At 67.8% G+C, this 24,686-nt stretch carries 19 protein-coding genes; 6 read left to right on the top strand and 13 right to left on the bottom strand.

The annotated features are described in order from the left end of the window. Positions 1-29 precede the first annotated feature (29 nt). From JMT67_RS07905 to map, 6 genes are all read right to left on the bottom strand, one after another. A complete protein-coding gene (locus tag JMT67_RS07905; protein WP_054763939.1) occupies positions 30-917 on the bottom strand; it encodes an aldo-keto reductase family protein in 888 nt (295 codons plus the stop codon). Between the two features lie 4 nt (positions 918-921). Next, positions 922-1,164 (bottom strand): BolA/IbaG family iron-sulfur metabolism protein, encoded by a 243-nt coding sequence (locus JMT67_RS07900; protein ID WP_054763938.1) that lies wholly within the window; start codon positions 1,162-1,164, stop codon positions 922-924. Positions 1,165-1,238: 74 nt separating this feature from the next. After that, positions 1,239-1,799 (bottom strand): GNAT family N-acetyltransferase, encoded by a 561-nt coding sequence (locus JMT67_RS07895; protein ID WP_183215141.1) that lies wholly within the window; start codon positions 1,797-1,799, stop codon positions 1,239-1,241. Then, complete coding sequence (locus tag JMT67_RS07890) at positions 1,796-2,800, bottom strand: N(4)-(beta-N-acetylglucosaminyl)-L-asparaginase (RefSeq protein WP_201463154.1); 1,005 nt, start codon at positions 2,798-2,800, stop codon at positions 1,796-1,798. The genes JMT67_RS07895 and JMT67_RS07890 overlap by 4 nt, the downstream gene beginning before the upstream one ends. After that, positions 2,800-3,531, bottom strand: coding sequence for a RadC family protein (radC, locus tag JMT67_RS07885; RefSeq protein WP_201463153.1), 732 nt, complete (start codon positions 3,529-3,531; stop codon positions 2,800-2,802). Before radC ends, JMT67_RS07890 begins: the two co-directional genes overlap by 1 nt. Before the next feature lie 50 nt (positions 3,532-3,581). After that, complete coding sequence (gene map / locus JMT67_RS07880; protein WP_191558482.1) at positions 3,582-4,400, bottom strand: type I methionyl aminopeptidase; 819 nt, start codon at positions 4,398-4,400, stop codon at positions 3,582-3,584. A gap of 319 nt (positions 4,401-4,719) precedes the next feature. Here map and JMT67_RS07875 point away from each other — a divergent pair, with 319 nt between their 5' ends. After that, positions 4,720-6,081 (top strand): OmpP1/FadL family transporter, encoded by a 1,362-nt coding sequence (locus tag JMT67_RS07875; protein ID WP_325100322.1) that lies wholly within the window; start codon positions 4,720-4,722, stop codon positions 6,079-6,081. A 102-nt stretch (positions 6,082-6,183) separates the two neighbouring features. Here the strand turns inward: JMT67_RS07875 and JMT67_RS07870 are convergent, their stop codons facing one another. Together JMT67_RS07870 and JMT67_RS07865 are read right to left on the bottom strand one after the other, a co-directional pair. Continuing rightward, positions 6,184-7,668: a DEAD/DEAH box helicase gene (locus JMT67_RS07870; protein ID WP_201464008.1), complete on the bottom strand. Its 1,485-nt coding sequence runs from the start codon at positions 7,666-7,668 to the stop codon at positions 6,184-6,186. A 278-nt stretch (positions 7,669-7,946) separates the two neighbouring features. Further along, the gene (locus JMT67_RS07865) at positions 7,947-9,233 is read right to left on the bottom strand and encodes a DUF5690 family protein (RefSeq protein ID WP_233455927.1); all 1,287 of its coding nucleotides are present in this window, start codon (positions 9,231-9,233) and stop codon (positions 7,947-7,949) included. Positions 9,234-9,304: 71 nt separating this feature from the next. On the opposite strand from JMT67_RS07865, the gene JMT67_RS07860 reads away from it, so the two are divergent. Both JMT67_RS07860 and phnX read left to right on the top strand, forming a co-directional pair. Beyond that, entirely contained in the window at positions 9,305-10,432 is a 1,128-nt protein-coding gene (locus JMT67_RS07860) for a TIGR03364 family FAD-dependent oxidoreductase (protein ID WP_201463151.1), read from the top strand. Positions 10,433-10,434: 2 nt separating this feature from the next. Further along, positions 10,435-11,235: a phosphonoacetaldehyde hydrolase gene (phnX, locus tag JMT67_RS07855; RefSeq protein WP_182714197.1), complete on the top strand. Its 801-nt coding sequence runs from the start codon at positions 10,435-10,437 to the stop codon at positions 11,233-11,235. A 12-nt stretch (positions 11,236-11,247) separates the two neighbouring features. Here phnX and JMT67_RS07850 read toward each other — a convergent pair whose 3' ends face one another. Beyond that, positions 11,248-11,967, bottom strand: a complete 720-nt coding sequence (locus tag JMT67_RS07850; protein WP_054766720.1) for a UTRA domain-containing protein — start codon at positions 11,965-11,967, stop codon at positions 11,248-11,250. Positions 11,968-12,151: 184 nt separating this feature from the next. Here JMT67_RS07850 and JMT67_RS07845 point away from each other — a divergent pair, with 184 nt between their 5' ends. The 3 genes from JMT67_RS07845 to JMT67_RS07835 all read left to right on the top strand — a co-directional run bounded on the left by JMT67_RS07845 (position 12,152) and on the right by JMT67_RS07835 (position 18,023). Then, positions 12,152-14,290 carry a phosphocholine-specific phospholipase C gene (locus JMT67_RS07845; RefSeq protein ID WP_201463150.1) on the top strand — a complete coding sequence of 713 codons (2,139 nt, stop codon included), beginning with the start codon at positions 12,152-12,154 and terminating at the stop codon, positions 14,288-14,290. 38 nt (positions 14,291-14,328) lie between these two features. Further along, complete coding sequence (locus JMT67_RS07840) at positions 14,329-14,904, top strand: HD domain-containing protein (RefSeq protein WP_182714194.1); 576 nt, start codon at positions 14,329-14,331, stop codon at positions 14,902-14,904. Between the two features lie 251 nt (positions 14,905-15,155). Further along, a complete protein-coding gene (locus tag JMT67_RS07835; protein ID WP_233455838.1) occupies positions 15,156-18,023 on the top strand; it encodes a TonB-dependent receptor in 2,868 nt (955 codons plus the stop codon). 141 nt (positions 18,024-18,164) lie between these two features. Here JMT67_RS07835 and gyrB read toward each other — a convergent pair whose 3' ends face one another. The 4 genes from gyrB to dnaA all read right to left on the bottom strand — a co-directional run bounded on the left by gyrB (position 18,165) and on the right by dnaA (position 24,679). Next, entirely contained in the window at positions 18,165-20,600 is a 2,436-nt protein-coding gene (gyrB, locus tag JMT67_RS07830; protein ID WP_201463148.1) for a DNA topoisomerase (ATP-hydrolyzing) subunit B, read from the bottom strand. 144 nt (positions 20,601-20,744) lie between these two features. Continuing rightward, complete coding sequence (recF, locus tag JMT67_RS07825; RefSeq protein ID WP_201463147.1) at positions 20,745-21,866, bottom strand: DNA replication/repair protein RecF; 1,122 nt, start codon at positions 21,864-21,866, stop codon at positions 20,745-20,747. 85 nt (positions 21,867-21,951) lie between these two features. Further along, positions 21,952-23,070, bottom strand: a complete 1,119-nt coding sequence (gene dnaN / locus JMT67_RS07820; RefSeq protein WP_054763870.1) for a DNA polymerase III subunit beta — start codon at positions 23,068-23,070, stop codon at positions 21,952-21,954. A gap of 196 nt (positions 23,071-23,266) precedes the next feature. Next, positions 23,267-24,679: a chromosomal replication initiator protein DnaA gene (gene dnaA, locus JMT67_RS07815; protein WP_233455837.1), complete on the bottom strand. Its 1,413-nt coding sequence runs from the start codon at positions 24,677-24,679 to the stop codon at positions 23,267-23,269. Positions 24,680-24,686 lie beyond the last annotated feature (7 nt).

Raw genomic sequence — 24,686 nt, 5'->3', positions numbered from 1 at the left:
GCGAACCGACGCGGTTCTGACGCGCTCAGTCAGGCCGCGGCCGAGGCGGCGACGCGACCCATTTCGATCTGGGCGGCCAGGGACGGGGGCAGATCGCGCTCGGGCGTCTCGGCCAAGATCCGCAGATGGTCGGGGTCGGTGGCGCGCACGATGACGCTGGAGATCGTCGTCTCAGTCAGCACATAGCCCAGGCAGATGGACTCGGCCGACCAGCCGGGGGTGCGATACAGAAAGCCGAAGGCGTCCGGTCCGCCAGAACGTTGCGGCGGCTTGGGCGCGCCCAGACCGAACAGGCCCTTTTTGGCGACGGTCTCTGGGCCGCGCGGCCGGGCGCGACGGTCGGTGTAGAAGTCATAGGCGATGACGGCCATGTCCTGTTCGCGTGCGGCGCGCAGGCGGTTGCGCCGCTTCCAGTCAGCATTGATGTCGAACGGCGTCGCCAGGACGTCGAAGGCGCCGGTGGAGATGTAGGCGTCCATGACGTCGCCCGAACCCGCCACGCCCAGCAGTTTGACGCGGTCGGCCGCGCGCGCCGCCTTCAGAGCGTTCAGCGCCTGTTGCGACAGTTCGTGTTCCCCCGGTTCCTGCAGGATGGCGATGTCGATCCAGCCCAGGCGCGAGAAGTGCAGCACGCGATCCAGGGCGGCGGTCATGGCTTCGGCCGAAAAGTCGCGGTCGGCGCCCAGGGTCAGGGCCACGCACACCAGTTTGCGGTCCACGTGGGACAGGGCTTCGCCCAGAATCTCGGCCAGAACGGAATCGGCGGTCTCCAGCCGATAGGCGTTGATGCCCGCCTCAAGCGCCGAGTAGAGCAGGTCCAGCGCCGCTTCGCGTCCCCGCGCCAGGCAGCCGGGGCCGAAGCTGAGCGTCAGATTGGAAATCGCCGCGCCCGAGGCGCCGAAGGGACGATAGCGCATCCGATCACCCCTTGTCGGACGGGGCTGAGGTTTCCAGGGCCAGGGCGTGCAGGGCGCCGCCCATCTGTCCCTTCAGGGCGGCGTAGACCAACTGATGCTGGCGCACGCGCGCCAGGCCCGCAAAGGCGTTGGAAACGATGCGGGCGCGATAATGATCGCCGTCCCCGGCGAGGTCTTCGATGGCGATTTCCGCGTCGGGAAAGGCGTCGATCAGATGCCGACGCAGGGTTTCGACGGACATGGGCATGGGCGGGCCTTCGATCTGGTCGCGTCAGACTGCCCCATAAACCTTAACGACGGACTACGGCGGGGCCGGTTCGGTCAGCCTGCACCCGGTTCGCGCTCAGTTCGCGCCCAGTTCGCACCCCCGGGTCGTTCGAACAGCTGAACCGGCTCGTCCCTATAGGTGGTGCGCCGATAGGGGCGGTAGCCGACCCGCTCGGCCAGGCGAACGGAGGCCAGATTGTCGGGCGAAATCATGCACAGGGTCCGCGCCGCCCTCAGATGGGCGTCGGCCCAGGCCAGGGCCGCCTCCAGGGCCTCTTTCGCAAAGCCCCGTCCCTGGAAGGCGGGCGCCAGGCCCCAGCCCAGTTCCGGATCGTCGATCGGCGGATCGATCAGCCGTCGATGATCCAGGATCGAGACATTGCCCACATAGGCGCCGCCTTCGATCAGGCGGATCGTCCAACTGCCGTAGCCCCTTACGCCCCATTGGCCCAGGTCGCGCAGCAGGCGGAACCAGACCTCCTCGGTGGTCATGGGACGGCCGGTGATGTGGCGCGTAAAGTCCGCATCGGCCCAGAGGGCTTGCAGGTCCTCAAGGTCGGCCAGATCGACCGGCGTCAGCACCAGCCGCTCGGTGGTCAGGGTCGGCCGGTTCATCCGAACAGGCTTTCGGCGTTCAAGATTTCGGTCCCCCCGTCGGCGCGTGTGACGGCGTAGGTGAAGCCGGGCTGAAGGGCGAAGGCCCCGACGCGCCCCGCCTTGGTCAGGGCCAGAAGCCCGACCTGGGCCTCAGCGACGGCCCGCCCCCGCAGCCGGGCGATCCGTTCGATCGTCTGCCGACAGGCGGTCGCGGGGTCCATTCCGTGACGCATGGCCTCGACCACGGCGTGGGCGCCGCAGACCCGCAGCACCTCTTCGCCCACCCCGGTCGCCGTGGCGGCGCCGACCTCGCCGTCGACGAACAGGCCGGCGCCCACGATCGGACTGTCGCCCACGCGGCCCCGCATCTTGAACGCCATGCCGGAGGTGGTGCAGGCCCCGGCCATGCGGCCGGTCGCGTCGCGGCCCAGGACGCCGATGGTGTCATGATCCAGAACCCCGCCGGCGCCCGCCCGGCGCCAGTCGTCGTTCTCGCTGTTGGCGCGCGGGGCGTAGCGGGCGGTCTTCAGCCATTCGCGCCAGGCGGCCTCGGCCTGGGGCGTCAGCAGATTGGTCGCCTCGAACCCTTCCGACAGGGCGAAATCCCGCGCGCCGGCGCCGACCAGGATGACGTGCGGGGTCTTCTCCATCACCCGGCGCGCGACCGAGACGGCGTGAACCACGTCCTCAAGGGCGCAGACGGCGCCCAGGCCGCCCGCTTCGTCCATGATCACGGCGTCCAGGGTCACATGGCCGTCCCTGTCCGGATAGCCGCCCAGGCCGACCGAGGCGTTGGTCGGATCGGCCTCGGGCACGCGGGCCGCCGCCTCGACCATGTCCAGGGCCGAGCCGCCGCTCTGGCGCACCCTCCAGCCTTCGGCGTTGGCCGCCGCGCCGAAGTCCCAGGTCGAGGCCATGACGACGGGCGCCGCTTCGGCCAAGGCCGATCCAGCGGCTGCGGCCCCCGCAGCGGCGAGTCCGGACGCGGCGATCAGGCTGCGGCGCGACAGATTGATCATCACATCAGACCCAATTGTTTGAAGCTGGCCACCCCGTCGCGGCCGACGACCAGATGGTCGTGAACCTCGACATTAAGGGCGCGGCCGGCCTGCACAACCTGTTTGGTGATCTCGATGTCGGCGCGGCTGGGCGTCGGGTCGCCGGAAGGGTGATTGTGGACCAGGATCAGGGCGCTGGCTGACAGCTCCAGAGCGCGACGCACCACTTCGCGCGGATAGACCGGCGCGTGATCCACCGTGCCCCTGTTCTGGATCTCGTCCAGGATCAGCTGGTTCTTCTTGTCCAGGTAGAGGACGCGGAACTGCTCGCGCGGCTCGTGCTGCAAGGCCACGCGCACATAGGCCAGAAGGGCGCTCCAGGACGAGATGACGGGCCGTTTCGCCGTCGGCTCGCGCGCGATCCGCCGCGTCACGTCGAAGATCAGCTGAAGGTCCAGCGCCACCGCCCGCGTCGCCTTGCCGGGCGCATAGCCCAGGGAACGCGCCACCTGATCCTCGACCGCCTCGTGGCTGGCGGCGCCGATGCCCTCCAGCCCGCCGAACCGCGCCAGCAGATCCTTGGCCAGCGGCTTGGTGTCCTTATAGGGCACGCTGCGGAACAGCAGCAGTTCCAGCAGTTCATAGTCGGGCAGGGCGTCCAGGCCGCCCTTGGCGGCCCGTTCGCGCAGCCGATCGCGATGGCCGCTGTGGCGCGGCCTAGACCGAGGCTCAGGTGTCAGATCGTCCGGCATGTCCCCTCCCGCTCTGCAACCTGAGCGGAAGGCGGTCGGGGATCAAGGGTTCAGTTCGGGCGGAACAGTCCTGCCGGAGAGGCGGTGAAGATCTCCAGTCCGTCTTCCGTCACCCCGATGGTGTGTTCGCACTGGGCCGACAGGGACTTGTCGCGGGTCACGGCGGTCCAGCCGTCGGACAGGACCTTCACATGGGGTTTGCCCAGGTTCACCATCGGCTCGACGGTGAAGAACATGCCGGCCTTAAGCACGGCGCCCTCGCCCTTCCTGCCATAGTGCAGGACGTTGGGGCTGTCGTGGAAGACGCGGCCGATGCCGTGGCCGCAGAAGTCACGCACCACGCTCATCCGCTGGGCCTCGACGAACTTCTGGATGGCGAAGCCGATGTCGCCGAACGTATTGCCCGGCTTGACCTGCTCCAGGCCCAGCTCCAGCGACTGATAGGTGACGTCGATCAGCTTCTTGGCCCGGGCATTGATCTCGCCCACCGCATACATGCGGCTGGAATCGCCGTGCCAGCCGTCGACGATGACGGTGTGGTCGATGTTGACGATGTCGCCCTCTTTCAGAACCTTGTCGCCGGGGATGCCGTGGCAGACGACGTGGTTGATCGAGGTGCAGACGGTCTTCTCATAGCCCTTGTAGCCCAGGCAGGCGGGCAGGCCCCCGTGGTCCAGGGTGAATTCGCGGATCAGGTCGTCGATCGCGCCCGTCGTGACGCCCGGCTTCACATGGGCCGTGATCATGTCCAACGCCTCGGCCACCAGACGCCCGGCCTTGCGCATGCCTTCGAAATCCTCAGCCTGATGGATGCGGATGGCGCTGGAGCGGACCAAGGCGTCGGTTTCCAGTTCGGGCGTTTCGTACATGGGGCTCTATTCGGCGACGGAAGCGGCTTCAGATGGCGATCCTATCACGGATACGCAAGGCGAATGTGGGGCGGTCAAGGATTCCTTCCGTTGCGGAAAGAACGACTGTGTATTGCGCGACACTGTCGTTCATCCGAATGAACCTGCCCCGGCGTAACCTCTCGCCGGTGTGATCATGTGGGCTTTTTAAGACACAGTTTCGCCCGTTTCCGGGCGGAGACCCGCCACGCATGCAACGTTTTCCTGACGAAAGCGCTGCCGTGCGATCGACCTCCCCGATACCCACCGCCGCGTAAATGGCGGGGGCTGAACTATAGGAATGGCTCTTATGACTCCCAGGAATTTCGCCCGCGTGGGCGGCATTGCGCTGACGACCGCCCTGCTGGCCGGCGTCGCCGCTCCGGCCATGGCCGGCTCCTTCTACGTCCAAGAACAATCGACCCGCGCCCAGGGCCGCGCCAACGCCGGCGTCGGCGCCGACAAGGGCGTCCAGTCGCTGTGGTGGAACCCGGCCGCCATCGCCGGAACCCAGCGTGAACTCTATGTCGGCATGCACGGCCTGGTCCTGGATTCCGACGTCGACAACACCGGCTCGACCCTGACCTACAATGTGCCGGTCGCCGGCGTCGGCGTCGTCAGCCGCACCTATCCGGTCAACGGCGACCCGCACGTCCACGAGGTGGTCGAAAGCGGCATCGTGCCGAACTTCGCCGTCTCCATGCCGATCGGCGACCGCTTCAACGTCGGCCTGGCCGTCCAGGCGCCCTACAACTTCACCACCAAGTACGAGCCGACGGACTTCGCCCGTTACGACGCCCTGACGTCGGAACTGCGCTCGGCCAACGTCAGCCTGGTCGCCGCCATGACGGTCACCGACTGGCTGGACATCGGCGCCGGCTTTGACGCTCAGTTCGCCAAGGCCACCCTGTCCTCGGCCTTGCCGAACGCGCCGATCCCGGCCGTCCTGTCGCCCGCCTATGTCGTCTCGCCGTCGACCGACGGCCGCAACCAGCTGGAAGGCGACGGCTGGAACTACGGCTGGAACGCCGGCGCCCAGATGCATTTCGGCAAGCTGGACCTGGGTCTGTCGTATCGCTCCAAGATCGAGCACGAGCTGGACGGCACGGTGAACATCTCGGGCCTGACCGGCGTCCTGGCTCCCGCCAACGTCTCGGCTGACGGCGTCGCCAGTTTCACCACCCCCTGGTTCGCCACCGTCTCGGCCCGCTACGCCGTCAATGACCGCCTGACCCTGAACGCCCAGGTCAATCAGATCGGCTGGAGCGAGTTCGACGCCATCCGCGTCGCTTACGGCGCCACGGGATCCTCGACCATCGTTCAGGACTATGACGACGTCACCACCGGCGCGATCGGCTTCGACTACAAGATTGATCCGACCATGACGGTCCGCGCCGGCCTGGGCTATGACCCGACGCCGACGCCGGACGATCACCGCACCGCCCGCATCCCCGACGGCGACCGCTGGCTGTACGCCGCCGGCCTGTCCAAGACGATCGGTTCGATGACCTTCGACGGCGCCGTGACCTATATCGACATCGACACGGCCACGATCAACGACACGCGCGACCTGTACAACAACGGCCTGGTCATCTCGAACCTGCGGGGCGAGGCCAAGGGTTCGGGCGTCGGCTTCTCGCTGGGCGCGACCTGGAACTTCTAAGTCGGTTCAGCCCCGGCTGACATGACAGCGGCGGCGCCTGCAAAGGCGCCGCCGTTTTTCTTTCCAGACCCTCTCCCGCAGGCGGGGGGAAGGCGGTGAGGATCACCCCTTGGCGGCGTAGCCCTTGCCGCCGTTGGAGGGGCGGCGACGGGGGCGGCGCTTCATTTCGCCGACCGGACGGGGCTCGTGCTGGCGCGCATCGGACGGGCGCGGTTCGCGCGGGGTCGTCTTTTCGCCGGCCAGGGGGTTGTAGGTCTTCTCCGGACGGGGAGCCGCCGCCTCGCCGCCGGGGCGGTTGCGGCGCTGGCGGTGGGGCTGGCCGCCGCCTTCCGGACGGACGCCGTCGCGGTGCGGAACCCGACGTCCCCGCCCGCCGCGACCGCCTTCGTTGCGATCGCCGCCTTCACGTTCGGGCAGGGTCGCCTTCTTGGCGACACCGGCGGCCATGATGGAGGCGTCCAGGGCCGCCAGCTGTTTGTCGTTGCGGCGGTCCGCGACCGGGGTCTTCTGGCGCGTGACCTTTTCGATGTCGCGCAGCAGCTTCATCTCGTCGCCGGCGACGAAGCTGACGGCCGTGCCGTCCTTGCCCGCCCGCGCGGTGCGGCCGATGCGGTGGACATAGGATTCCGGCACGTGCGGCAGTTCGAAGTTCACGACGTGGGAGACGCCGTCCACGTCGATGCCGCGCGCGGCGATGTCGGTGGCGACCAGCACCCGCAGCTTGCCCTTCTTGAAGGCTTCCAGGGTGCGTTCACGCTGGGGCTGGGACTTGTTGCCGTGGATGGCGCCGGCCTCGACCCCACCGGCTTCCAGATAGGCCGCGACCTTGTCGGCGCCGTGCTTGGTCTTGGTGAAGACCAGGCAGCGCTTGTACTCGGGATCGCTGAACATCTCGGTCAGCAGGGCGCGCTTCTTGCCCTGTTCAATATAGACGACCGACTGGCTGATGCGCTGGACCGTGGTCGATTGCGGCGTGACCTGGACCTTGACCGGATCCTTCAGCAGTTCGCCCGCCAGTTTGCCGATTTCGGTCGGCATGGTGGCCGAGAAGAACAGGTTCTGACGGCGCGCCGGCATGCGGCTGACGATCTGACGGATCGGCTTGATGAAGCCGAGGTCCAGCATCTGGTCAGCCTCGTCCAGAACGAAGATCTCGGTCGAGGACAGGTCCAGCGTCTTTTGCTGGATATGGTCCAGCAGACGGCCGGGCGCCGCGACCAGGATGTCCAGCCCCTGTTGCAGGGCGCGTTCCTGGGCGCCGTATTTCACCCCGCCGAAGATGACCGCGACCCGAAAGCCCAGATGGGCGCCGTAGGCCTTGAAGCTGTCGCCGATCTGGGTCGCCAGTTCGCGCGTGGGGCTCAGGATCAGGGCGCGCGTGGTACGCGGCACGGGCGGGGTGCGGTTCTCGGCCAGGCGATGCAGGATCGGCAGGGCGAAGGCCGCCGTCTTGCCGGTGCCCGTCTGGGCGATGCCCAGCAAGTCCTTGCCCAGCATGACGTCGGGGATGGCTTTTTCCTGGATCGGGGTCGGCTTGACGTAGCCGGTCGAGGCCAGGGCTTGGAGGAGGGCCTTGTTGAGGCCCATGGATTCGAAGGTGGTGCTCACGGCAGTTTCTTTCGCGTGCGGCGACGCGCATCGGCCATGGCATGACGCCGTCGGGCCGCGCACCGCCAGTCCCGACGGAGCCTCAAAGACGAGGCCTGCGGGGTGGATCGGGCGCCGCCCCGCGTGTCCGGGCAGCGAATGACTATGAGGAGCCGGCGGCTGCTACAGTCAGGTCCGAAAGCGGACCCACACGCGCTGGAGACGCCGGAGATCGCGATTGTGCGATGCAGCGCAAATGGGCGCTTCGGCCGCGAAAGTCAAGTTGAAGACGCGCCGTCCCGCCGTCCGCGCAGAAACAGCAGGGCCGAGCCCCCCACCAGCACCAGGCCCGCAAGGCTGGTCGCATAGGCGGCGCCGGTGAAGAAGGGCAGCCAGGGCAGGTCCACGACGGCGAAGTTCTTGAACAGCAGCAGGGCCACACTGCCCAGATAGCCGGTGGCGTCGGCCAGATAGATCAGAAAGCCGGCGGTGGCGACTGTGCCGGAATAGGCGATCATCCGGTCGAACAGCATGGCGTTGAAGGGGGTGTAGGCCAGATAAAGCCCCGCGCCGCCCGCGATCATCCAGGCGATCGGCGACATCAAACCATGCTGGAAGGCCAGGGTGGACAGGCCCAATAGTGCGAAACCGGCCAGTATGACCCCATGCATGAGCAGGAGGGCGCGGCCGTTGTTCTTGACCGCGATCAGAACGCCCATGGCGACCAGAGACAGGACCGCGACCGGGCCTTCGCTGGCGGTGAAGACCGAGGCGGCGTCGCCATAGCCCAGGGCCCGCCAGATCTCGGCGGCGAAGTTGTCGCGCAGGTCTCGGAAGGCCGTCAGCAGCACATAGGCGGCGATCAGCAGGACCAGCACCGGCCAGTGGCGCGCCAGAAAGGCGGCCCGCTCCCCCGCCATCATCGGGCGGCGGGCGACCCGCTCGGCCTCATCGGCGGGACTGGGCGGGGGCAGGGCGGCCAGGGCCAAAACCGAAACGGCCAGCAGGGGCATGAAGACCACCCCGACGGTCGCCGGCATCCAGAAGGGGCTGACGTGCTGATGCTCCATCAGGGCCTTGCCGACCGATTTCACCACGCCGGAAGACAGGATGAAGCTGGCGCACAATATGGCGCCCAGCACCTCGCTGGTGCGCCGCCCCTCCATGAAGCCGAACACCAGACCCCAGATCAGGCCCAAGGGCAGGCCGTTCAGGAACAGGGCGGCGACGTTCCACGGCGCCGGCGTCACCGCGAACAGCACCAGGGCGAGCCAGGACGCCCCGATCAGAAGCACGATGGCCAGGGCGCGGCGTTCGGCCCGCATTTCGGCGATCACCTTGACCCCGATCAGCTTGGACAGGGCGTAGCCGGCGACCTGGGCGATCACCAGGGCGATCTTATAGTCCAGGGCGAAGTCCCATCCAGGCACGACGTCGAAGGTCGCCGCCGTAAAGGGTTTGCGGAAGGCGTACATGGAAAAATAGGCGCAGAAACCCGCCAGACCCGCGAACAGGACGAAGACGACAGGATTCGCCTGGGCCAGCCACAACCGCATCCGTTTCATCATTTGACATCATCCCGTTGCACGCGCGTGGTCTAGACCACTGCTGCGACGCTTGGATGACGAGGACGAGGATGACGGAGAGACGCTACGACGTCGCTGTGGTGGGGGCGGGGATCGTCGGCCTGGCCTGCGCCCTGGCGGCCGCGCGGCGGGGCCTGTCGGTCGTGGTGATCGACCGCGACGCCCAGGCCAACGGCGCCTCGATCCGCAATTTCGGCTTCGTCACCGTCACGGGCCAGCCGCGGGGGAAGGTCTGGAGCCGCGCCCACCGCAGCCGCGCCATCTGGGACGAGGTGGCGCGGGAGGCGGACGTGCCGGTCCTGCAACGCGGCCTTTGGCTGCCTGTGCGCCGGCCCGAGGCTGCGGCCGTGCTGGAGGCCTTCACGGCCACCGAAATGGGCGAAGGGTGTCGGCTGATGACGGGGGAGGAGGCGCGGGCGCGGGCGCCGCAGGTCATCGGCCCCCAGACTGTCGCCGCCCTGTGGAGCCCCCACGAGCTGCGCGTGGATTCCCGCATCGCCATCCCGCGTCTGGCCGCCTGGCTGGCGGATCGCTTCGGCGTCGCGTTTCGGCGACAGACCGCCGTCCAGACCGTCGAGCCGCCGCGCCTCGTCACCAGTCGGGGCGTGGTGGAGGCCGAGCGGATCGTTGTCTGTCCCGGCGACGACCTGGTCAGTCTGTTTCCCGATCAAATGGCCCAGGCGGGGGTCACCCGCTGCAAGCTTCAGATGATGCGGCTGGCCTCGCCCGGCTTCAATCTGCCCGCTCCGGTCATGTCGGACCTGGGCCTGGTGCGCTACGGCGGCTACGCCGCCCTGCCGGAGGCGGCCGCCCTGCGCGCGCGGCTGGAGGCGGAGCAGGGCCAGGCCCTGACGAACGGGGTCCATCTGATCGCGGTCCAGGACGCCGACGGCGCCCTGGTCATGGGCGACAGCCACCACGACGCGGCCACGCCGGACCCCTTCGCCAGCGAGGCGGTCGATCAGTTGATCCTGGACGAATGGCGCGCCGCCACCGGCCACCCCGCCCCGCCGGTGCTCCAGCGCTGGACCGGAACCTATGCCCGAGGCCCCCAGGCCGATCTGATCGCGGCGCCGCACCCGGCCGTGCGCCTGGCCCTCATCACCGCCGGCAACGGCGCCTCCACCGGCTTCGCCTTCGGCGAAGAGGTGATTGCAGACCTGTTTCAGGAGACGTGACCATGACCCCCATCCGCGACAGTTTCGACATGGTCGTTTTCGACTGGGCCGGCACTATGGTCGATTTCGGTAGCCGGGCGCCCGTTCTGGCCCTGATGGAGGCCTTCGCCGCCTTGGACACGCCCGTGACGGAGGACGAGGCGCGCCGGGACATGGGCCGGGCCAAGGCCGATCACGTGCGGGCCCTGTTCGAACAGCCCCGCGTCAATGAGGCCTGGCGGGCGGCGCACGGCGCGGCGCCCGATACGGCGGCGATCGAACGGGTCATGGGCGAACTCCAGCAGCCGATGATCCGCCTGGCCCAGGAAACGGCGGACCTGATCCCCGGCGCCGCCGAGGTCGTGGCCCGGCTGCGGGGCGAGGGTCTGAAGATCGCCTCCTGCACCGGCTATACGCGCGAGATGATGCAGGCGGTCCTGCCCCGTGCGGCCGACCAGGGTTACGCCCCCGACCTGGTGGTCTGCGCCCATGAGACGCCTCAGGGACGGCCGTCGCCCCTGATGATCTACAAGGCCTGCGCCGATCTGGGCGTCTGGCCCCTGTCGCGCGTGGTCAAGGTGGATGACGCCGAGGTGGGGATCGCCGAGGGGCGCAACGCCGGCTGTTTCACCATCGGGGTCGCCGCGTCCGGCAATCTGACGGGGCTGACGGCCCAGGCCCTGGCCGAGCTGGATGCGGACGAACGGTCGGCCCGGCTGGCCGCAGCCGCCGATCGTCTGCTGAAGGCGGGCGCCGACCGGGTCATCGACACGGTGGCGGATCTGATCCCGGCCCTGGAGGCCGAGGCGGCGCGGAGGGCCTGATCGCCCGAGGGCTTAACGCACCCGGATGTCGACGCTGATCTTCAGGGCGTCGTGGCGCCAGTATTCGCGGTCGAATTCGACCACCCGGCCCTGGGCGTCATAACTGGTTCGGACCACGTTCAGGCCGGGCAGGCCCGACTTGACCTGCAACGCCTCGGCCTCGCCGCGCGTCAGGGCGCAGGGCTGCATGTCCACCCGGTTGCGGGCCACGGCGATGTTGTAGGCGGACTTCAGCACGCTGGTCAGGGAGCCGTCCAGCGGATGGCTGAGCAGGTCCGGGGCCATGGCGGCGTCCACGACGATGGTCTCCACCAGAACCGCACGGCCGTCGACCGAACGCCGACGGCGGATGCGGTACATGGGGGCCCCCACCGGACGGCCGAAGATCGGCGCCAGAACCGGGGTGCAGGCGATCTCGGTCTTGCTCAGGGTTTCGGTGGTCGGCCGGCGTCCCTGGGCCTCCACATAGGACATGAAGCCCTCCCAGCGCGTCGGATCATAGACGACGGGCGGGGGAGAGACGTACCAGCCGCTGCGGTCCTTTCGATAGATGACCCCCTCGGCCTCCAGCTGGAACAGGGCCTCGCGGATCGTGCCGCGCGCCACGCCGCCGCCGACCTGCAACTGACGTTCGGAGGGCAGGCGTTCGCCCGGCTTCAACTCTCCGCCCGCGATCCGCGCGGCGATGGCGTCGCGCACCCCGAGGTAATGGAGACTGTCCGGCTGCGTCATGGAATCGCTCAAACGACGGTCGATTCCCGCCCGGTCGGAAGATGCGAATTCGAGCATTGCGGGTCAAGCGAGCCGGGTCCGCCCACGGATGGTTCAGACATCCGCCGCGCAAGCTTCATGAAAATTTCGCCGAAGGTGACCGCCCTTCTGGTCTATACCAAAAATGAAGAGGGGGATTTGATCCATGTCAAATGATCGTCGGTCTTTCCTGCGGGGCGCTCTGGGCGGCGCGGCCGCCGGCGCGGCCCTGAACCTGCTGCCCGCCACGGTGCGCAAGGCGATGGCCATTCCCGCCAACAACGCCACCGGCACCATCATGGACGTCGAACACGTGGTCATCTTCATGCAGGAGAACCGCGCCTTTGATCACTATTTCGGCGCGCTGAACGGGGTGCGCGGCTTCGGCGATCCGCGCCCCCAACGGCTGCCGGGCGGGGCCAGCGTCTGGCGTCAGCCCAGCGACCAGCACCCCGACGGCTTCGTCATTCCCTTCCATGGGGATTCCCGCACCACCAACGCCTATACGGTCGACGGGTCGGACCAGGGCCACAAGGCCGCCGTCACCATCGTCAACGGCGGCCGTTATGACCAGTGGGGCCATTCCGGCGAGCTGCATAAGCGGATGGCCTATTACAAGGCCTCGGACCTGCCCTTCTACTACGCCCTGGCCAGCGGCTTCACCGTCTGCGACGCCTATCACTGCTCGACCCTGACCCAGACCTATCCGAACCGGCTGCACCTCTGGACCGGCTGCAACGGCGGCGGAAAGGTCGGCGGCGACCCCGAGATGAGCAACTACGGCGAGGACGAGACGCCCAGCGCCGACATGGCCGAAGACATGGAGATGGCGCGCGGTCCGCATGACTGGACCACCTACGCCGAACGGCTCCAGGCGGCGGGCGTCAGCTGGAAGGTCTATCAGGAGTACGACAATTTCGGCGACAACATCCTGTCGGTCTTCAAGCCCTTCCGGCCCTGCCCCAAGGAGTCGCCCCTGTATCAGCGCGGCCGGTCCTGGGTGTCGGAGCATAAGACCGGCCCGGACCGCACCCGATCGGACGGCGAGCAGCTGGTGGAGGCCTTCCGCGCCGACATAGCGGGCGGGCGCCTGCCGCAGGTGTCCTGGATCGTGACGGCGCGGGATCTGTCGGAACATCCCGACGCCGAGCCGTCCAAGGGCGAGCACGTCTGCGCCCAGCTGATCGAGGCCCTGGTCGATCACCCGGAGGTCTTCTCCAAGACCGTCTTCATCGTCAACTATGACGAGGCCGGCGGCTTCTACGATCATATCCAGCCGCCGATGCCGCCCCTGACGCCGGACCAGGGCCACAGCACCGTCTCCGTCGCCGGCGAGGCCAAGGTCTATGGGCCCGACGCCGATCCGGCCCATCGCGGCGCCCATCCGCTGGGCCTGGGCATTCGGGTGCCCGCAATCGTGGTCTCGCCCTGGAGCCGCGGCGGCTTCGTCTGTTCGGAGGTGTTCGACCACACCTCGACGCTGCAGTTCCTCGAAAAACGTTTCGGCGTTCGGGAGGAGAACATCAGCGACTGGCGTCGGGCCGTCTGCGGCGACCTGACGTCGGCCTTCGATTTTGCGCGTCCCAACCAGGACTGGGCCGCCCTGTCTCTGCCCGCAACGGCCGACTACATGCAGCGCGTGGCCCGATCCAAGGCCGCGCCGACCCTGCGGATTCCCGAGCGCCAGGTTCCGGCCGTTCAGGACGGGCCGCAGCGGGGCGCCCGCCCTCTGCCCTATGATCTGGCCGCCCAGGCCCGCGTCGCCGATGGGGCTGTCTGGATCGACCTGGTCAACCGCGGCCGCACCGGCGCGGTCTTCCAGGTGTTCGACGCCACCGATCGCGCAGGCCCCTGGCGCTTCACCCTCGCCGCCGGAGAGACCTATGCGGCCGGACACTGGAACACCGGCCGGCCGGGTCCTTATGATCTGACGGTTCACGGACCCAATGGTTTCTACCGCCGCTTCGCCGGCGACGCCGCCCAGCCCCAGCCGCAGGTGATGATCGCCACAGACGCCAGGGGCGTGCTGACCGTGGGCGTGACGGGCGCGGGCGAAGAGCCGGTTCTGGCGGTGCTGGACATGGACCCCGCCTATCCCCTGTCCGAAGGCGAGGCGCGGCGTCGGCTGACCGTCCGGCCCGGCGCAGCGTCGCAATCGACCTGGGACCTGCGCGGCAGCGACCACTGGTACGACCTGACGGTGAGCCTGGAGAATGATCCGACCTTCATCCAGAGGCTGGCCGGTCATGTGGAGACCGGCCGCCCCAGCCGCACCGATCCGGCCATCGGGCGGATGCGCCTGTGACCCCCGCTCTTTCGACCGCTGCTTACGACGGAAATTTGATGACCTCTCCCGTGGACGCCGACGCCTTCGTCTCTGAACTTTCGGACCTGTTCGCCCGGCTGGGCGGGCTGCATTACGGGGAGGACGTCACCCAGCTGGAGCATGCGGTGCAGACGGCGCACCATGCCCAGGCGGACGGGGCTCCGCCCGCCCTGGTGGCGGCGGCCTTGCTGCACGACGTCGGCCACATGATGCAGAAGGCCGGCGAGGACGCCGCCGACCGGGGCATCGACACCCGTCACGAACACATCAGCGCCGGCTATCTGGCCCGCGCCTTTGGACCTGAAGTGACCGAGCCGGTCCGACTGCATGTGGCGGCCAAACGGTGTCTGGCCGCCACGGCGCCGGGCTATGTCGATCGGCTGAGCGCCGCCTCGCTTCAGAGCCTGGCCTTGCAGGGCGGACCGATGAGCCCGGCCGAGGTGGAGGAATTCATGGCCTTGCCGGCGGCCGAAGCCGCCCTTCGGCTGCGCCGCTACGACGAACTGGGCAAGGCCCAGGGCGTCGAGGTCGCCGGTTTCGAGGCCTATCGCCAGCTTCTCTGCGACCTGATCAACCGCAGGGCGGAAGCCTAGTTTTCATTTCAACGAATGGGGGTTGTTGAATGAGTGAAGGGTCCAGTCGTCACCGCTCCGGATAGACGGAGCGAAAGACATCGGCCCGCCGGTTCCGGCGGCGCCGTCGCAATCCAATAGTTTTCGGCCCGGGTCTGGGTCGAGCGGTTGATGCAGTCAGGGCGCGCCCGCGCGTCGCTGATCGCTGACGCCTGCCTTGAGCGGACCTCGATGGCCGATCCGACCACACATCAGGATCAATGGAGACAGTCATGTCGCGTCATCTCATGGCCCAGGAACGGGCCGTTCATCGTCACACCACCGCCGGGACCGGCCTGCGCGCCGTCCTCCTGGCGGGTTCCGCCGCCCTGGTCGCGGGCGTCGCCCACGCCCAGACCGCCGCGCCGCAATCCACGCCCGCCGAGGTGGAGGAGGTCGTCGTGACCGGCCAGCGCCTCAGCACCGCCAACGCCATCGAGGCCCAGCGCCGCTCGGGCGTGGTCTCCAGCGTGATTTCGTCCGACGACCTGGGCAAGCTGCCCGACGCCAATGTCGCCGACGCCCTGGCCCGCGCGCCCGGCATCAACGTCGTCGTGAACCAGGAGACGGGCGAAGGCGAATATGTCTCGGTGCGCGGCCTGGCCGGCACCTTCAACGCCTATTCGATCAACGGCGTCCGCGTGGCCCTGACCGATCCCGACAGCCGCAAGATGTCGATGACGGTCCTGCCGCCCAACGGCCTGAAGAGCATCACCGTCTCCAAGACCCTGACGCCGGACATGGACGGCGACGCCATCGGCGGCTCCGTCAACTTCCAGACCCCCACGGCCTTCGATTTCGCCCGCCCGGTGGCGCGCGCCTTCCTCAGCTATGGGATCAACGACCGCGCCCGCGAGCAGGATGAAAAGGACGGCGCCGGTCAGGTCCAGCTGGACTTTGCCAGCCGCCTGCCGTCCGACAGCCGTTTCGGCGCCTTCGTCTCCTTCAACTACGGCAAGAGCAACGGCCTGAACGAAGAGACCGAGAACGACGGCGAGTGGGAGCCCTATCGCTGGCGTCGGAACAGCACCGAAGAGATCGACGAGCGTTCGATGTACCTGCCGGGCATCGACCTGGACTACCGTCGCATCGAGCAAGAGCGGTTCGGCGGGAACTTCTCGATCGACTATCGCGGGGACACGAACGACTTCTATCTGCGCGGTCAGTACAGCCGTCTGGAACGGACCGGCACCAATGACTACACCGACTTCCGCAGCCGCAAGACCAAACGCCTCCAGCAGGTCGATCTGGAAGACACCAGCCTGATCCAGCCGGACAATGCGGTCGTCGGCTTCGGCGCCAAGGGCCGCATCTACAGCTACACCACCGCCCAGATCAAAGACTTCGACGCTGACGGCGTGATCACGGACGCGGACCGTCAGAGCAGCTCGTCCTACTGGTCCCTGTTCGGCCGGTCCGGCGTGTGGAAGCCCGAGACCTTCCAGTTCGCCCGCACCTTCCAGACCCTGGACCAGACCTCGACCCTGGGCACCATCAATCTGGGCGGCCAGAGCCGTCTGGACCGCCTGACCCTGGATTACGACCTCAGCTACAGCGCCGGCGAGAAGGGCGGACCGGACAGCTTCTCCATCGGCTATAACTGCGACGCCTGCTCGGCGCCGTTCAACCAGACGGGCCTCTTGTGGTCGTCCTATGATCCGCGCTTCCCCATGCCGCAACTGCCGGCCTTCGCCCAGAACGCGCCGAACGATCCCAATCTGCTGCCCTATGACGGCGGCGGCCGCAGCCGCGACAAACAGACCGACGCGCGCACGGCGTTCAAGTTCGACGCCGTCTATGAGATGGAAGGCCTCGTCCGTCATCTGAAGGCGGGCGTGAAGATCCTGCGGTCCGAGCGGGAGTACGACGCCACGCCGATCTGGGGCGGTTCGTTCGACAACACGCCGCTGGCGGGCAAGAGTCTGGGTCAGTCGGGCCTGATCGACCGCGAGGTCCGCAACGTTCTGAATGGCCGCTACTACTACGGCGCCATCCTGAACCGCGACAAGGTGAAGGCCGCCATCGAGGCCGCCCAGAAGGCCAATCCGGTCAACTATTCCTACGCCGATCTGAACTCGAGCGATAAGAGCGGTGAGGAGACCATCTACGCCGGTTACGGCCTGGCCAGCTTCCAGCTCAACGATCTGGACGTGGTCGCCGGGGTGCGCGTCGAACACACGGAAGTCACCAACACCAACTGGATCGAAGACGGCGACCGGAGCGGCTTCGGCGACACCGACAGCCACTACACCAACGTCCTGCCCAGCGTGACGGCGATCTATCGCCCGTCGGAAAACTTCGTCTATCGCGGCGCGATCTGGACCAGCTTCTCCCGGCCCGAGTTCAGCAACATCTCGCGCGGCGTCAGCGTCGGCCGGGCGAAACCGAGGCCGGGCGAGACCCTGGGCGAGATCGTCTCCATCAGCCGGGGCAATCCCGACCTGAAACCGGCCGAGGCCCTGAACCTGGACGTTTCGGCTGAATATTACCCGGACCGTTCCAGCCTGGTGTCGATCGGCGTCTTCCACAAGAAGATCGACCACTTCATCTTCACCAACGGCAGCGCCGTGGACGCCGACACTCAAGAGGGCGTCATCACCATCACTCAGCCCAAGAACGGTGAGACGGCCCGGATCACCGGCGTCGAACTGAACCTGATCAAGTCCTTCGAAGGCATGGCCGCGCCCTTCGACGGCTTCGGGGTCGAGGCCAATCTGACCCGTCAGGTCAGCGAGGCCGAGACGGGTCTGGACTACCGCAGGGGGCGCAAGATCTCCTTCATCCAGGCGCCGGATCTGATCTACAACGCCTCTCTGACCTATCAGAAGTACGGCTTCGAAGCCCGGCTGTCCTATCAGTATCAGGGCGCCTATATCGAAGACCTGCGTGACAACGCCGTGGACAAATGGGTCCAGCCCAACAAGAGCCTGGACTTCCACTCGCGCTACACCTTCCGTCCCGGCCTGACGATGGACTTCGACGTCCAGAACATCCTGGACGGCCACCGCTACTATACGACCAAGGGCGAAAGCCCCTCCTATCAGAAGGACTATATGGAACCCGGCCGGAACTTCCTGGTCCGCCTGGCCTATTCCTACTGATCCAGGATCAGGGCGATGCCGGCTGGGGGACGTTCCCTCCAGCCGGACTTCGCTCAGCTCGTCAAACCCTGACGCCAAACTGAACCGCCCCCGATCGCAGATCGGGGGCGGCTTGTTTCGATGGGGGTAGGTGACCGAGCGTCAGACGTCGACGGCGGCGTCCAGGGCGTTTTCCTGGATGAAGTCGCGGCGGGGTTCGACCACGTCGCCCATCAGCTTGGCGAACAGGTCGTTGGCGTCTTCCTCGTGCTCGACCGAGACCTGCAGCAGGGTGCGGGCGTTGGCGTCCAGCGTCGTCTCCCACAGCTGTTCCGGGTTCATCTCGCCCAGACCCTTGTAGCGCTGGATGGCCAGGCCCTTCTTGCCGGCGTCCAGCACTGCGTTCAGCAGGTCCAGCGGCCCGCGGATGGTCGTGGACTTGTCCTTGCGGCGATAGGTGGCGGGGGCGGCGAAGACGCCGTCGAAGGCGGCGGCGCGTTCGGCCAGGCGGCGGGCGTCCAGCGACCGGATCAGGGTCTCTTCCAGGACGATGGTCTCCTGGACCGCGCGACGGGTGCGGGTGAAGATCACGGCGCCCTGCTCGCCCGGCGCGCCGGTCCAGTCGCCGTCGCCCTCCTCGGCATAGAGGTTCAGGCGGACGGCGGCGGCCGCAGCCGCCTCGGCGGTGTCGGCGTTCTCGTTGAACAGGCCGGCCAGGGCCGCCTGTTCGACGGCGAAGGCGGGCGCGCGCTGGCTCAGGCGATCAACCCCGGCCTTGAAGGCCTTGGCCTCGCGCACCAGGGACTGCAGATCCAGACCCATCCGACGTTCGCCGGTCGACAGGTCCAGCTCGGCCTCGGACGAGCCTTCCTCGATCAGATAGGCGTCCATCTCGGCCTGGTCTTTCAGGTAGCGCGACTGCTTGCCCTTGGAGACCTTATACAGGGGCGGCTGGGCGATATAGACATGGCCGCGCGTGATCAGCTCGGGCATCTGCCGATAGAAGAAGGTCAGCAGCAGGGTGCGGATGTGGGCGCCGTCGACGTCGGCGTCCGCCATCAGGATGATCTTGTGATAGCGCAGCTTGTCGGCGTTGAAGTCGTCGCGGCCGATGCCGGTGCCCAGCGCCAGGATCAGGGTGCCGATCAGGTCCGACGACAGCATCCGGTCGAACCGGGCGCGTTCGACGTTCAGGATCTTGCCGCGCAGGGGCAGGACGGCCTGGTTCTCGCGGTTGCGCGCCTGTTTGGCCGAGCCGCCGGCGCTGTCGCCCTCGACGATGAACAGTTCGGACTTGGCGGGATCGCGTTCCTGGCAGTCGGCCAGCTTGCCGGGCAGGGAGCTGATCTCCAGCGCCGACTTGCGGCGGGTCAGGTCGCGGGCCTTGCGCGCCGCTTCACGGGCGGAGGCGGCCTCGATGATCTTGGCGACGATCATCTTGGCCTCGACCGGATGTTCCTCGAACCAGGTGGACAGGCCTTCCGAGCACAGGGCCTCAACGGCCGGCCGCACCTCGGAGGAGACCAGCTTGTCCTTGGTCTGGCTGGAGAATTTGGGGTCCGGCACCTTGACCGACAGGACGCAGGTCAGGCCCTCGCGCGCGTCCTCGCCGGTCGGGGCGACCTTCTCCTTCTTCGCCAGGCCCGAGCTTTCGATATAGCCGCCCATGACGCGGGTCAGGCTGGCGCGGAAGGCCGACAGGTGGGTGCCCCCATCCCGCTGGGGGATGTTGTTGGTGAAGCACAGCATGGTCTCGTGGTAGCTGTCGTTCCACCACAGGGCGAGATCGAGCTCGATCCCCTCCTTCTTGCCGCGAATGACGATGACGTCCTTCAGCAGGGGCTGTTTCGACTTGTCCAGGTGGCGCACGAAGGCCTCGACCCCGCCCTCATAGTGCAGGGTGACGTCGATCGGCTCGGCGTGGCGCATGTCGGCCAGGCGAATGACCACGCCCGAGTTCAGGAAGGCCAGTTCCCTCAGGCGGTGCTCCAGCGTCTTGAAGTCGAAGTCGATGTGGCTGAAGGTCGTGATCGAGGGGAAGAAGGTCACCTCGGTGCCGCTCAGGGGCTGGCCGGCCTTGTCGCCCGTGGTGCGGATCGGCGCCGTGCCGGTGACTTCCAGCGACTTGACCGTGTCGCCGCGCTCGAACCGCATCTGGTGCTGCTTGCCGTCGCGATAGATCTTCAGTTCCAGCCAGTCGGACAGGGCGTTGACCACCGACACGCCCACGCCGTGCAGGCCGCCGGAGACCTTGTAGGAGTTCTGGTCGAACTTACCCCCGGCGTGCAGCTGGGTCATGATGACCTCGGCCGCCGAGACGCCTTCCTCGGCGTGGATGTCGGTCGGAATGCCCCGGCCGTTGTCGGTGACCGTCACCGAGCCGTCGGCGTTCAGAATGACCTGGACCAGGTCGGCGTGGCCGGCCAGGGCCTCGTCGATGGCGTTGTCCACCACCTCATAGACCATGTGGTGCAGGCCCGAGCCGTCGTCCGTATCGCCGATATACATGCCGGGACGCTTGCGCACCGCGTCCAGGCCTTTGAGAACCTTGATGGAATCGGCGCCGTATTCGGGCTGTTCGGCAATCGGATCGGTCATGAAATCTTTGGCTCTGAAGTCCCGACCGGGACGGGGAGTGAGCGCCGCTCAGGGCCCTCGAATCGACGACGGGATCGCACCGCGTCGAAGCCCGCAACATATAGGAAATTTCGGCGAAAAAGCGAGGAATTCCGGCGTGGATTCCTAGTCGCGCTCCAGCGCCCCGCCGGCGACGCGGACGAACTGGGCGCGGCCCTCCAGACCGGCGAACAGGCCCCGTTCGGTGCCGGTCATGAAGGCCTGCAGATCCAGGGCTGTGATCTCGTCGAACAGGGCCGCGCGGCGGGCCTCGTCCAGGTGGGCGGGGGCCTCGTCCAGCAGCAGGACGGGGCGGGCCGACTGGTGTGACAGGCGGCTGATCTGGGCCAGGATCAGGTTCAGGACCAGGGCCTTCTGCTCGCCGGACGACCCTTCGGCGGCGGGGCGGTTCTTCTCGCGGTGAAGGGCGGTCAGGTCGGTGCGGTGAGGGCCGAACAGGGAGCGGCCGGCGGCGCCGTCGCGGGGGCGGGCGCGGGCCAGGCCGTCGCGGATCGCGGCGGCGATCTCGTCTTCTTCGGCGCCGGCCTCGGCCATCTGTTCGGCGGGGCCGTCCAGGCCCAGGTCGGCCTGGGGGAAGGGTCGGTCGCGGCGGACGTCGATGGCGGCCTGGAGGGCGTGCAGGGCGGCGACGCGGGCCAGGGCCGCGCGGGCGCCGGCTTCCCCCAGCCGGGCCTCCAGGGCGTCCAGCCAGACGGGGTCGGCCTCGCGTCCGTTCTGAGCGTCGGTTAGAAGTCGCAGCCGCTCGCGCAGGGCCTTTTCATAGGCGGAAACGCTGGCGGCGTGATCGGGATCGGCGGCGAAGACCAGACGGTCGAAGAATTTCAGCCGCTCGGCCCGGGCGTCGGAGAACAGCCGGTCCTGCTCGGGCGTGGCCCAGACCGGGCGCAGATAGTCGAGCAACCGCCCCGGCTGCGCCGTCTCGCCGTCGATGCGGACGATGCGCCGCGCCGCGCCGGCCGTCTGAACGCCGGTGCCCAGACGGGTCTCGTCGTCCAGCTCCACCATGACGGCCCAGGGGCGGCCCACCGCCTCGCCGGGCTCACGCCGCCCCATCTCGGCGGCGGTCGCGCCCCGCAACCCCTTGCCGGGGGTCAGAAGGCTTATCGCCTCCAGCAGATTGGTCTTGCCCGCCCCGTTCGGGCCGTGAAGCACCACCGGGCCGGAGGCGAGCTCCAGCCGTGCGCTCGAATAGGAGCGGAAATCGGTGAGGGTGAGGGAGGAGATCAAGGAGGTGACGAGTGGCGCGTGGCGAGTGGCGAGAAAAGCAGGACGAGTCGTGCTCGCCACTCATCACTCACCACTCGCCACTCGATCACACCCGCAACGGCATCAGCACATACTGCACGCCCGGATCGCCCGGATCGAGCACCAGCGTCGGCGAGGCCGGGTCGGCGAAGCGGAAGGCGGCGTTTTCGCCGGTGATCTGGCCCGCGACGTCCAGCAGATAGCGGGCGTTGAAGCCGATTTCGAACGGCTCGTCGGAATAGCCGATCTCGACCTCTTCCTCGGCCTGACCGGCCTCCATGTTGCGGACGGTCAGCTTCACCCGGTCGTTGTCGAAGGCCAGTTTCACCGAACGGCTCTTCTCGGCCGAGATGGTGGCCACGCGGTCGACGGCCTTGGCGAACAGGGCGTTGTCGATGTCGGCCTGTTTGTCGTTGCCGCGCGGAATGACGCGCAGATAGTCCGGGAAGGCGCCGTCGATGACCTTGGAGGTCAGGCTGGCCTCGCCCAGCTGGAAGCGGATCTTCTGGGCCGAGACGGTGATCTCGACCGGGCCGCCGGCGTCGTCCAGCAGGCGACGGACCTGATCCACCGTCTTGCGCGGCACGATGACGCCGGGGCCGCCGGCCGCGCCGTCGGGCGCCGGGGTCTCGGCCAGGGCCAGGCGGTGGCCGTCGGTCGCCACGGCGCGCAGCAGAGGCACGCCGGCCTCGGCCACCGTGTGCAGATAAAGGCCGTTCAGATAGTAACGCGTCTCTTCAGTCGAGACCGCGAACCGGGTCTTGTCGATCAGCCGCGCCAGGTCTTCCTTGGGCATGACATAGGACGCGCCGGCGCTGTCGGTCGACATGACCGGGAAATCGCCGGCCGGCAGGACCGGCAGGTTGAAGCGTGACCGACCGGCCGACACCACCAGACGGGGATCGTCGCCCGAATAGGTCAGAGAGACCTCGGCGCCTTCCGGCAGCTTGCGCACGATCTCATACAGTGTGTGGGCGGGGGCGGTGATCTGGCCCTCGACGTTCACCGTAGCCTCGGCCTCGTCCACCATCTCCATGTCCAGATCGGTGGCGGCGAAGGCCAGACGGTCACGGCCCGCGCTGAGCAGGACGTTGGACAGGATCGGAATGGTGTTTCGACGTTCGACCACGCTCTGCACATGGCCCAGGGCCCTAAGGAGCGCGGATCGTTCGATGGTCAGTTGCATATCGTCTCGCCCGGATGCGGCGACTCAGGCTGGAGCGCCACGATAAAGGGCCTTGGACACTAGCGGATTGGGCGCAAGGAGCAAGGAAGCGGCGCGTGGTTAGTTGGCGAGTGACGAGGGATATTGGGGGCAAATCGGCGGGATGAGACGTTTTCTATTCGCTCGCCCTTCGCCGCCGACCGCTCGCCGCTCGAAATCAGCCCCGCAGCTTGCGGGCCAGGGCCTCGACGTCGCGGGCGATCTGGTCGTCCTGGGCCATCAGCTCCTCGATCTTGCGCACGCCGTGCAGGACGGTGGTGTGGTCGCGTCCGCCGAAGCGACGGCCGATGTCGGGGTAGGAGCGGGTGGTGTGCTGCTTGCACAGATACATGGCCATCTGACGGGGACGGGCCACCGAACGGGTGCGGCGCTCGCTGAGCAGGTCGGCCTGTTTCAGGTTGAAATGGTCGGCGACCGTCTTCTGGATCTCATCGACCGTGATGCGGCGCTCCGGTCCGCCGCGCAGGGCGGCGCCCAGCAGGGTCGAGGCCTCGTCCACCGAGAGGGACGAAAGACGCGATCCGGCCGCGGCGGCCAGGGTGTTCACGGCGCCTTCCAGTTCGCGCATCGAACCGGGGGTGCGATCCACCAGCTGGGCCAGCACCTCGGGCGCGGCCTCCCCCTGGACGACGCCCAGGGCCGACAGAGCCTTCAGACGGTTTTGGGCCACGGCGATCTTCAGCGCCCGGTCGCCCGCCTCGACCGGGCAGGTCAGGCCGGCGGACAGATGGCTGCGCAGGCGCGGTTCGACTTCGGTCAGGGCCATGGGCGCGCGGTCGGCCGAGAAGACGATCCGTTTCCCGTCCTCGATCAGGGCGGTCAGGGTCGACAGCAGCTCCTCCTGGGTGCTCGCCTTGCCGCCCACGAACTGGACGTCGTCCAGCAGCAGCATGTCGGCCGAGCGCAGGCTTTCCTTGAAGGCGGCGGTCGAACGGTCCTGCATCGCCTTGACGAAGGTCGACAGGAAGCGTTCGGCGGTCAGATAGACCACCTTGGCCTCGGGCCGCAGGCGTTGGGCCTCCCAGGCGATGGCGTTCAGCAGGTGGGTCTTGCCGTAGCCGTAGGGGCCGCAGAAGAAGACGGGGTTGAAGTGGCCGTCGGCCCAGCTGGCCACCTGTTTGGCGATGGCCAGGGCGAAGGCGTTGCCCTGACCCTCCACGAAGCTGTCGAAGGTCAGACGCTCCTGCAGGCCTGCGGCGCGCACGGCCCGGGCGCCGTCGGCGACGGGGGCGACGGTGGGCTGGGCCAGGGCCGCCAGACGGGGAGTGGCGTCCACCACATTGCCGCCGATCACCGCCGAGGCCGGGGGCGCCGAGCCCACTTCGGCGCGGCAGCGGACGTCCAGCCGGCGGTTCAGCCGGTCCAGGCCCAGCCACAGCTCGTTCATACGCCGCAGGGCGTTCTTGCGAACCCAGTCGCGGGCGTAGGCGGTGGGGGTGACCAGGATCAGCTGACCGGCGGAATCCATCCGCACGGCCGAGGGGGCGATATAGGACGAGAAGGGGCCGTCGCCGATTTCCGCCCTCAGGCGCAACGAGGCCTCGTTCCAGATGCGGTTCGGATCCGTCATGTTCGAT

It is taken from the genome of Brevundimonas aurantiaca, from assembly GCF_904830995.1.
Lineage (GTDB): Bacteria > Pseudomonadota > Alphaproteobacteria > Caulobacterales > Caulobacteraceae > Brevundimonas > Brevundimonas aurantiaca.
The sequence above is the reverse complement of the archived record's forward strand: the minus strand, read 5'-3'. Positions and strand labels throughout refer to the sequence as shown.

What these genes read in the sequence shown, in the direction of transcription:
- JMT67_RS07890 (WP_201463154.1), bottom strand. Translation starts at nt 2,800, where the DNA reads ATGATCAATCTGTCGCGCCGCAGCCTGATCGCCGCGTCCGGACTCGCC.
- JMT67_RS07905 (WP_054763939.1), bottom strand. Translation starts at nt 917, where the DNA reads ATGCGCTATCGTCCCTTCGGCGCCTCGGGCGCGGCGATTTCCAATCTG.
- dnaA (WP_233455837.1), bottom strand. Translation starts at nt 24,679, where the DNA reads ATGACGGATCCGAACCGCATCTGGAACGAGGCCTCGTTGCGCCTGAGG.
- JMT67_RS07900 (WP_054763938.1), bottom strand. Translation starts at nt 1,164, where the DNA reads ATGCCCATGTCCGTCGAAACCCTGCGTCGGCATCTGATCGACGCCTTT.
- JMT67_RS07875 (WP_325100322.1), top strand. Translation starts at nt 4,720, where the DNA reads ATGGCTCTTATGACTCCCAGGAATTTCGCCCGCGTGGGCGGCATTGCG.
- JMT67_RS07870 (WP_201464008.1), bottom strand. Translation starts at nt 7,668, where the DNA reads ATGGGCCTCAACAAGGCCCTCCTCCAAGCCCTGGCCTCGACCGGCTAC.
- dnaN (WP_054763870.1), bottom strand. Translation starts at nt 23,070, where the DNA reads ATGCAACTGACCATCGAACGATCCGCGCTCCTTAGGGCCCTGGGCCAT.
- JMT67_RS07850 (WP_054766720.1), bottom strand. Translation starts at nt 11,967, where the DNA reads ATGACGCAGCCGGACAGTCTCCATTACCTCGGGGTGCGCGACGCCATC.
- map (WP_191558482.1), bottom strand. Translation starts at nt 4,400, where the DNA reads ATGTACGAAACGCCCGAACTGGAAACCGACGCCTTGGTCCGCTCCAGC.
- radC (WP_201463153.1), bottom strand. Translation starts at nt 3,531, where the DNA reads ATGCCGGACGATCTGACACCTGAGCCTCGGTCTAGGCCGCGCCACAGC.
- JMT67_RS07840 (WP_182714194.1), top strand. Translation starts at nt 14,329, where the DNA reads ATGACCTCTCCCGTGGACGCCGACGCCTTCGTCTCTGAACTTTCGGAC.
- JMT67_RS07845 (WP_201463150.1), top strand. Translation starts at nt 12,152, where the DNA reads ATGTCAAATGATCGTCGGTCTTTCCTGCGGGGCGCTCTGGGCGGCGCG.
- gyrB (WP_201463148.1), bottom strand. Translation starts at nt 20,600, where the DNA reads ATGACCGATCCGATTGCCGAACAGCCCGAATACGGCGCCGATTCCATC.
- phnX (WP_182714197.1), top strand. Translation starts at nt 10,435, where the DNA reads ATGACCCCCATCCGCGACAGTTTCGACATGGTCGTTTTCGACTGGGCC.
- JMT67_RS07835 (WP_233455838.1), top strand. Translation starts at nt 15,156, where the DNA reads ATGTCGCGTCATCTCATGGCCCAGGAACGGGCCGTTCATCGTCACACC.
- JMT67_RS07895 (WP_183215141.1), bottom strand. Translation starts at nt 1,799, where the DNA reads ATGAACCGGCCGACCCTGACCACCGAGCGGCTGGTGCTGACGCCGGTC.
- JMT67_RS07865 (WP_233455927.1), bottom strand. Translation starts at nt 9,233, where the DNA reads ATGAAACGGATGCGGTTGTGGCTGGCCCAGGCGAATCCTGTCGTCTTC.
- JMT67_RS07860 (WP_201463151.1), top strand. Translation starts at nt 9,305, where the DNA reads ATGACGGAGAGACGCTACGACGTCGCTGTGGTGGGGGCGGGGATCGTC.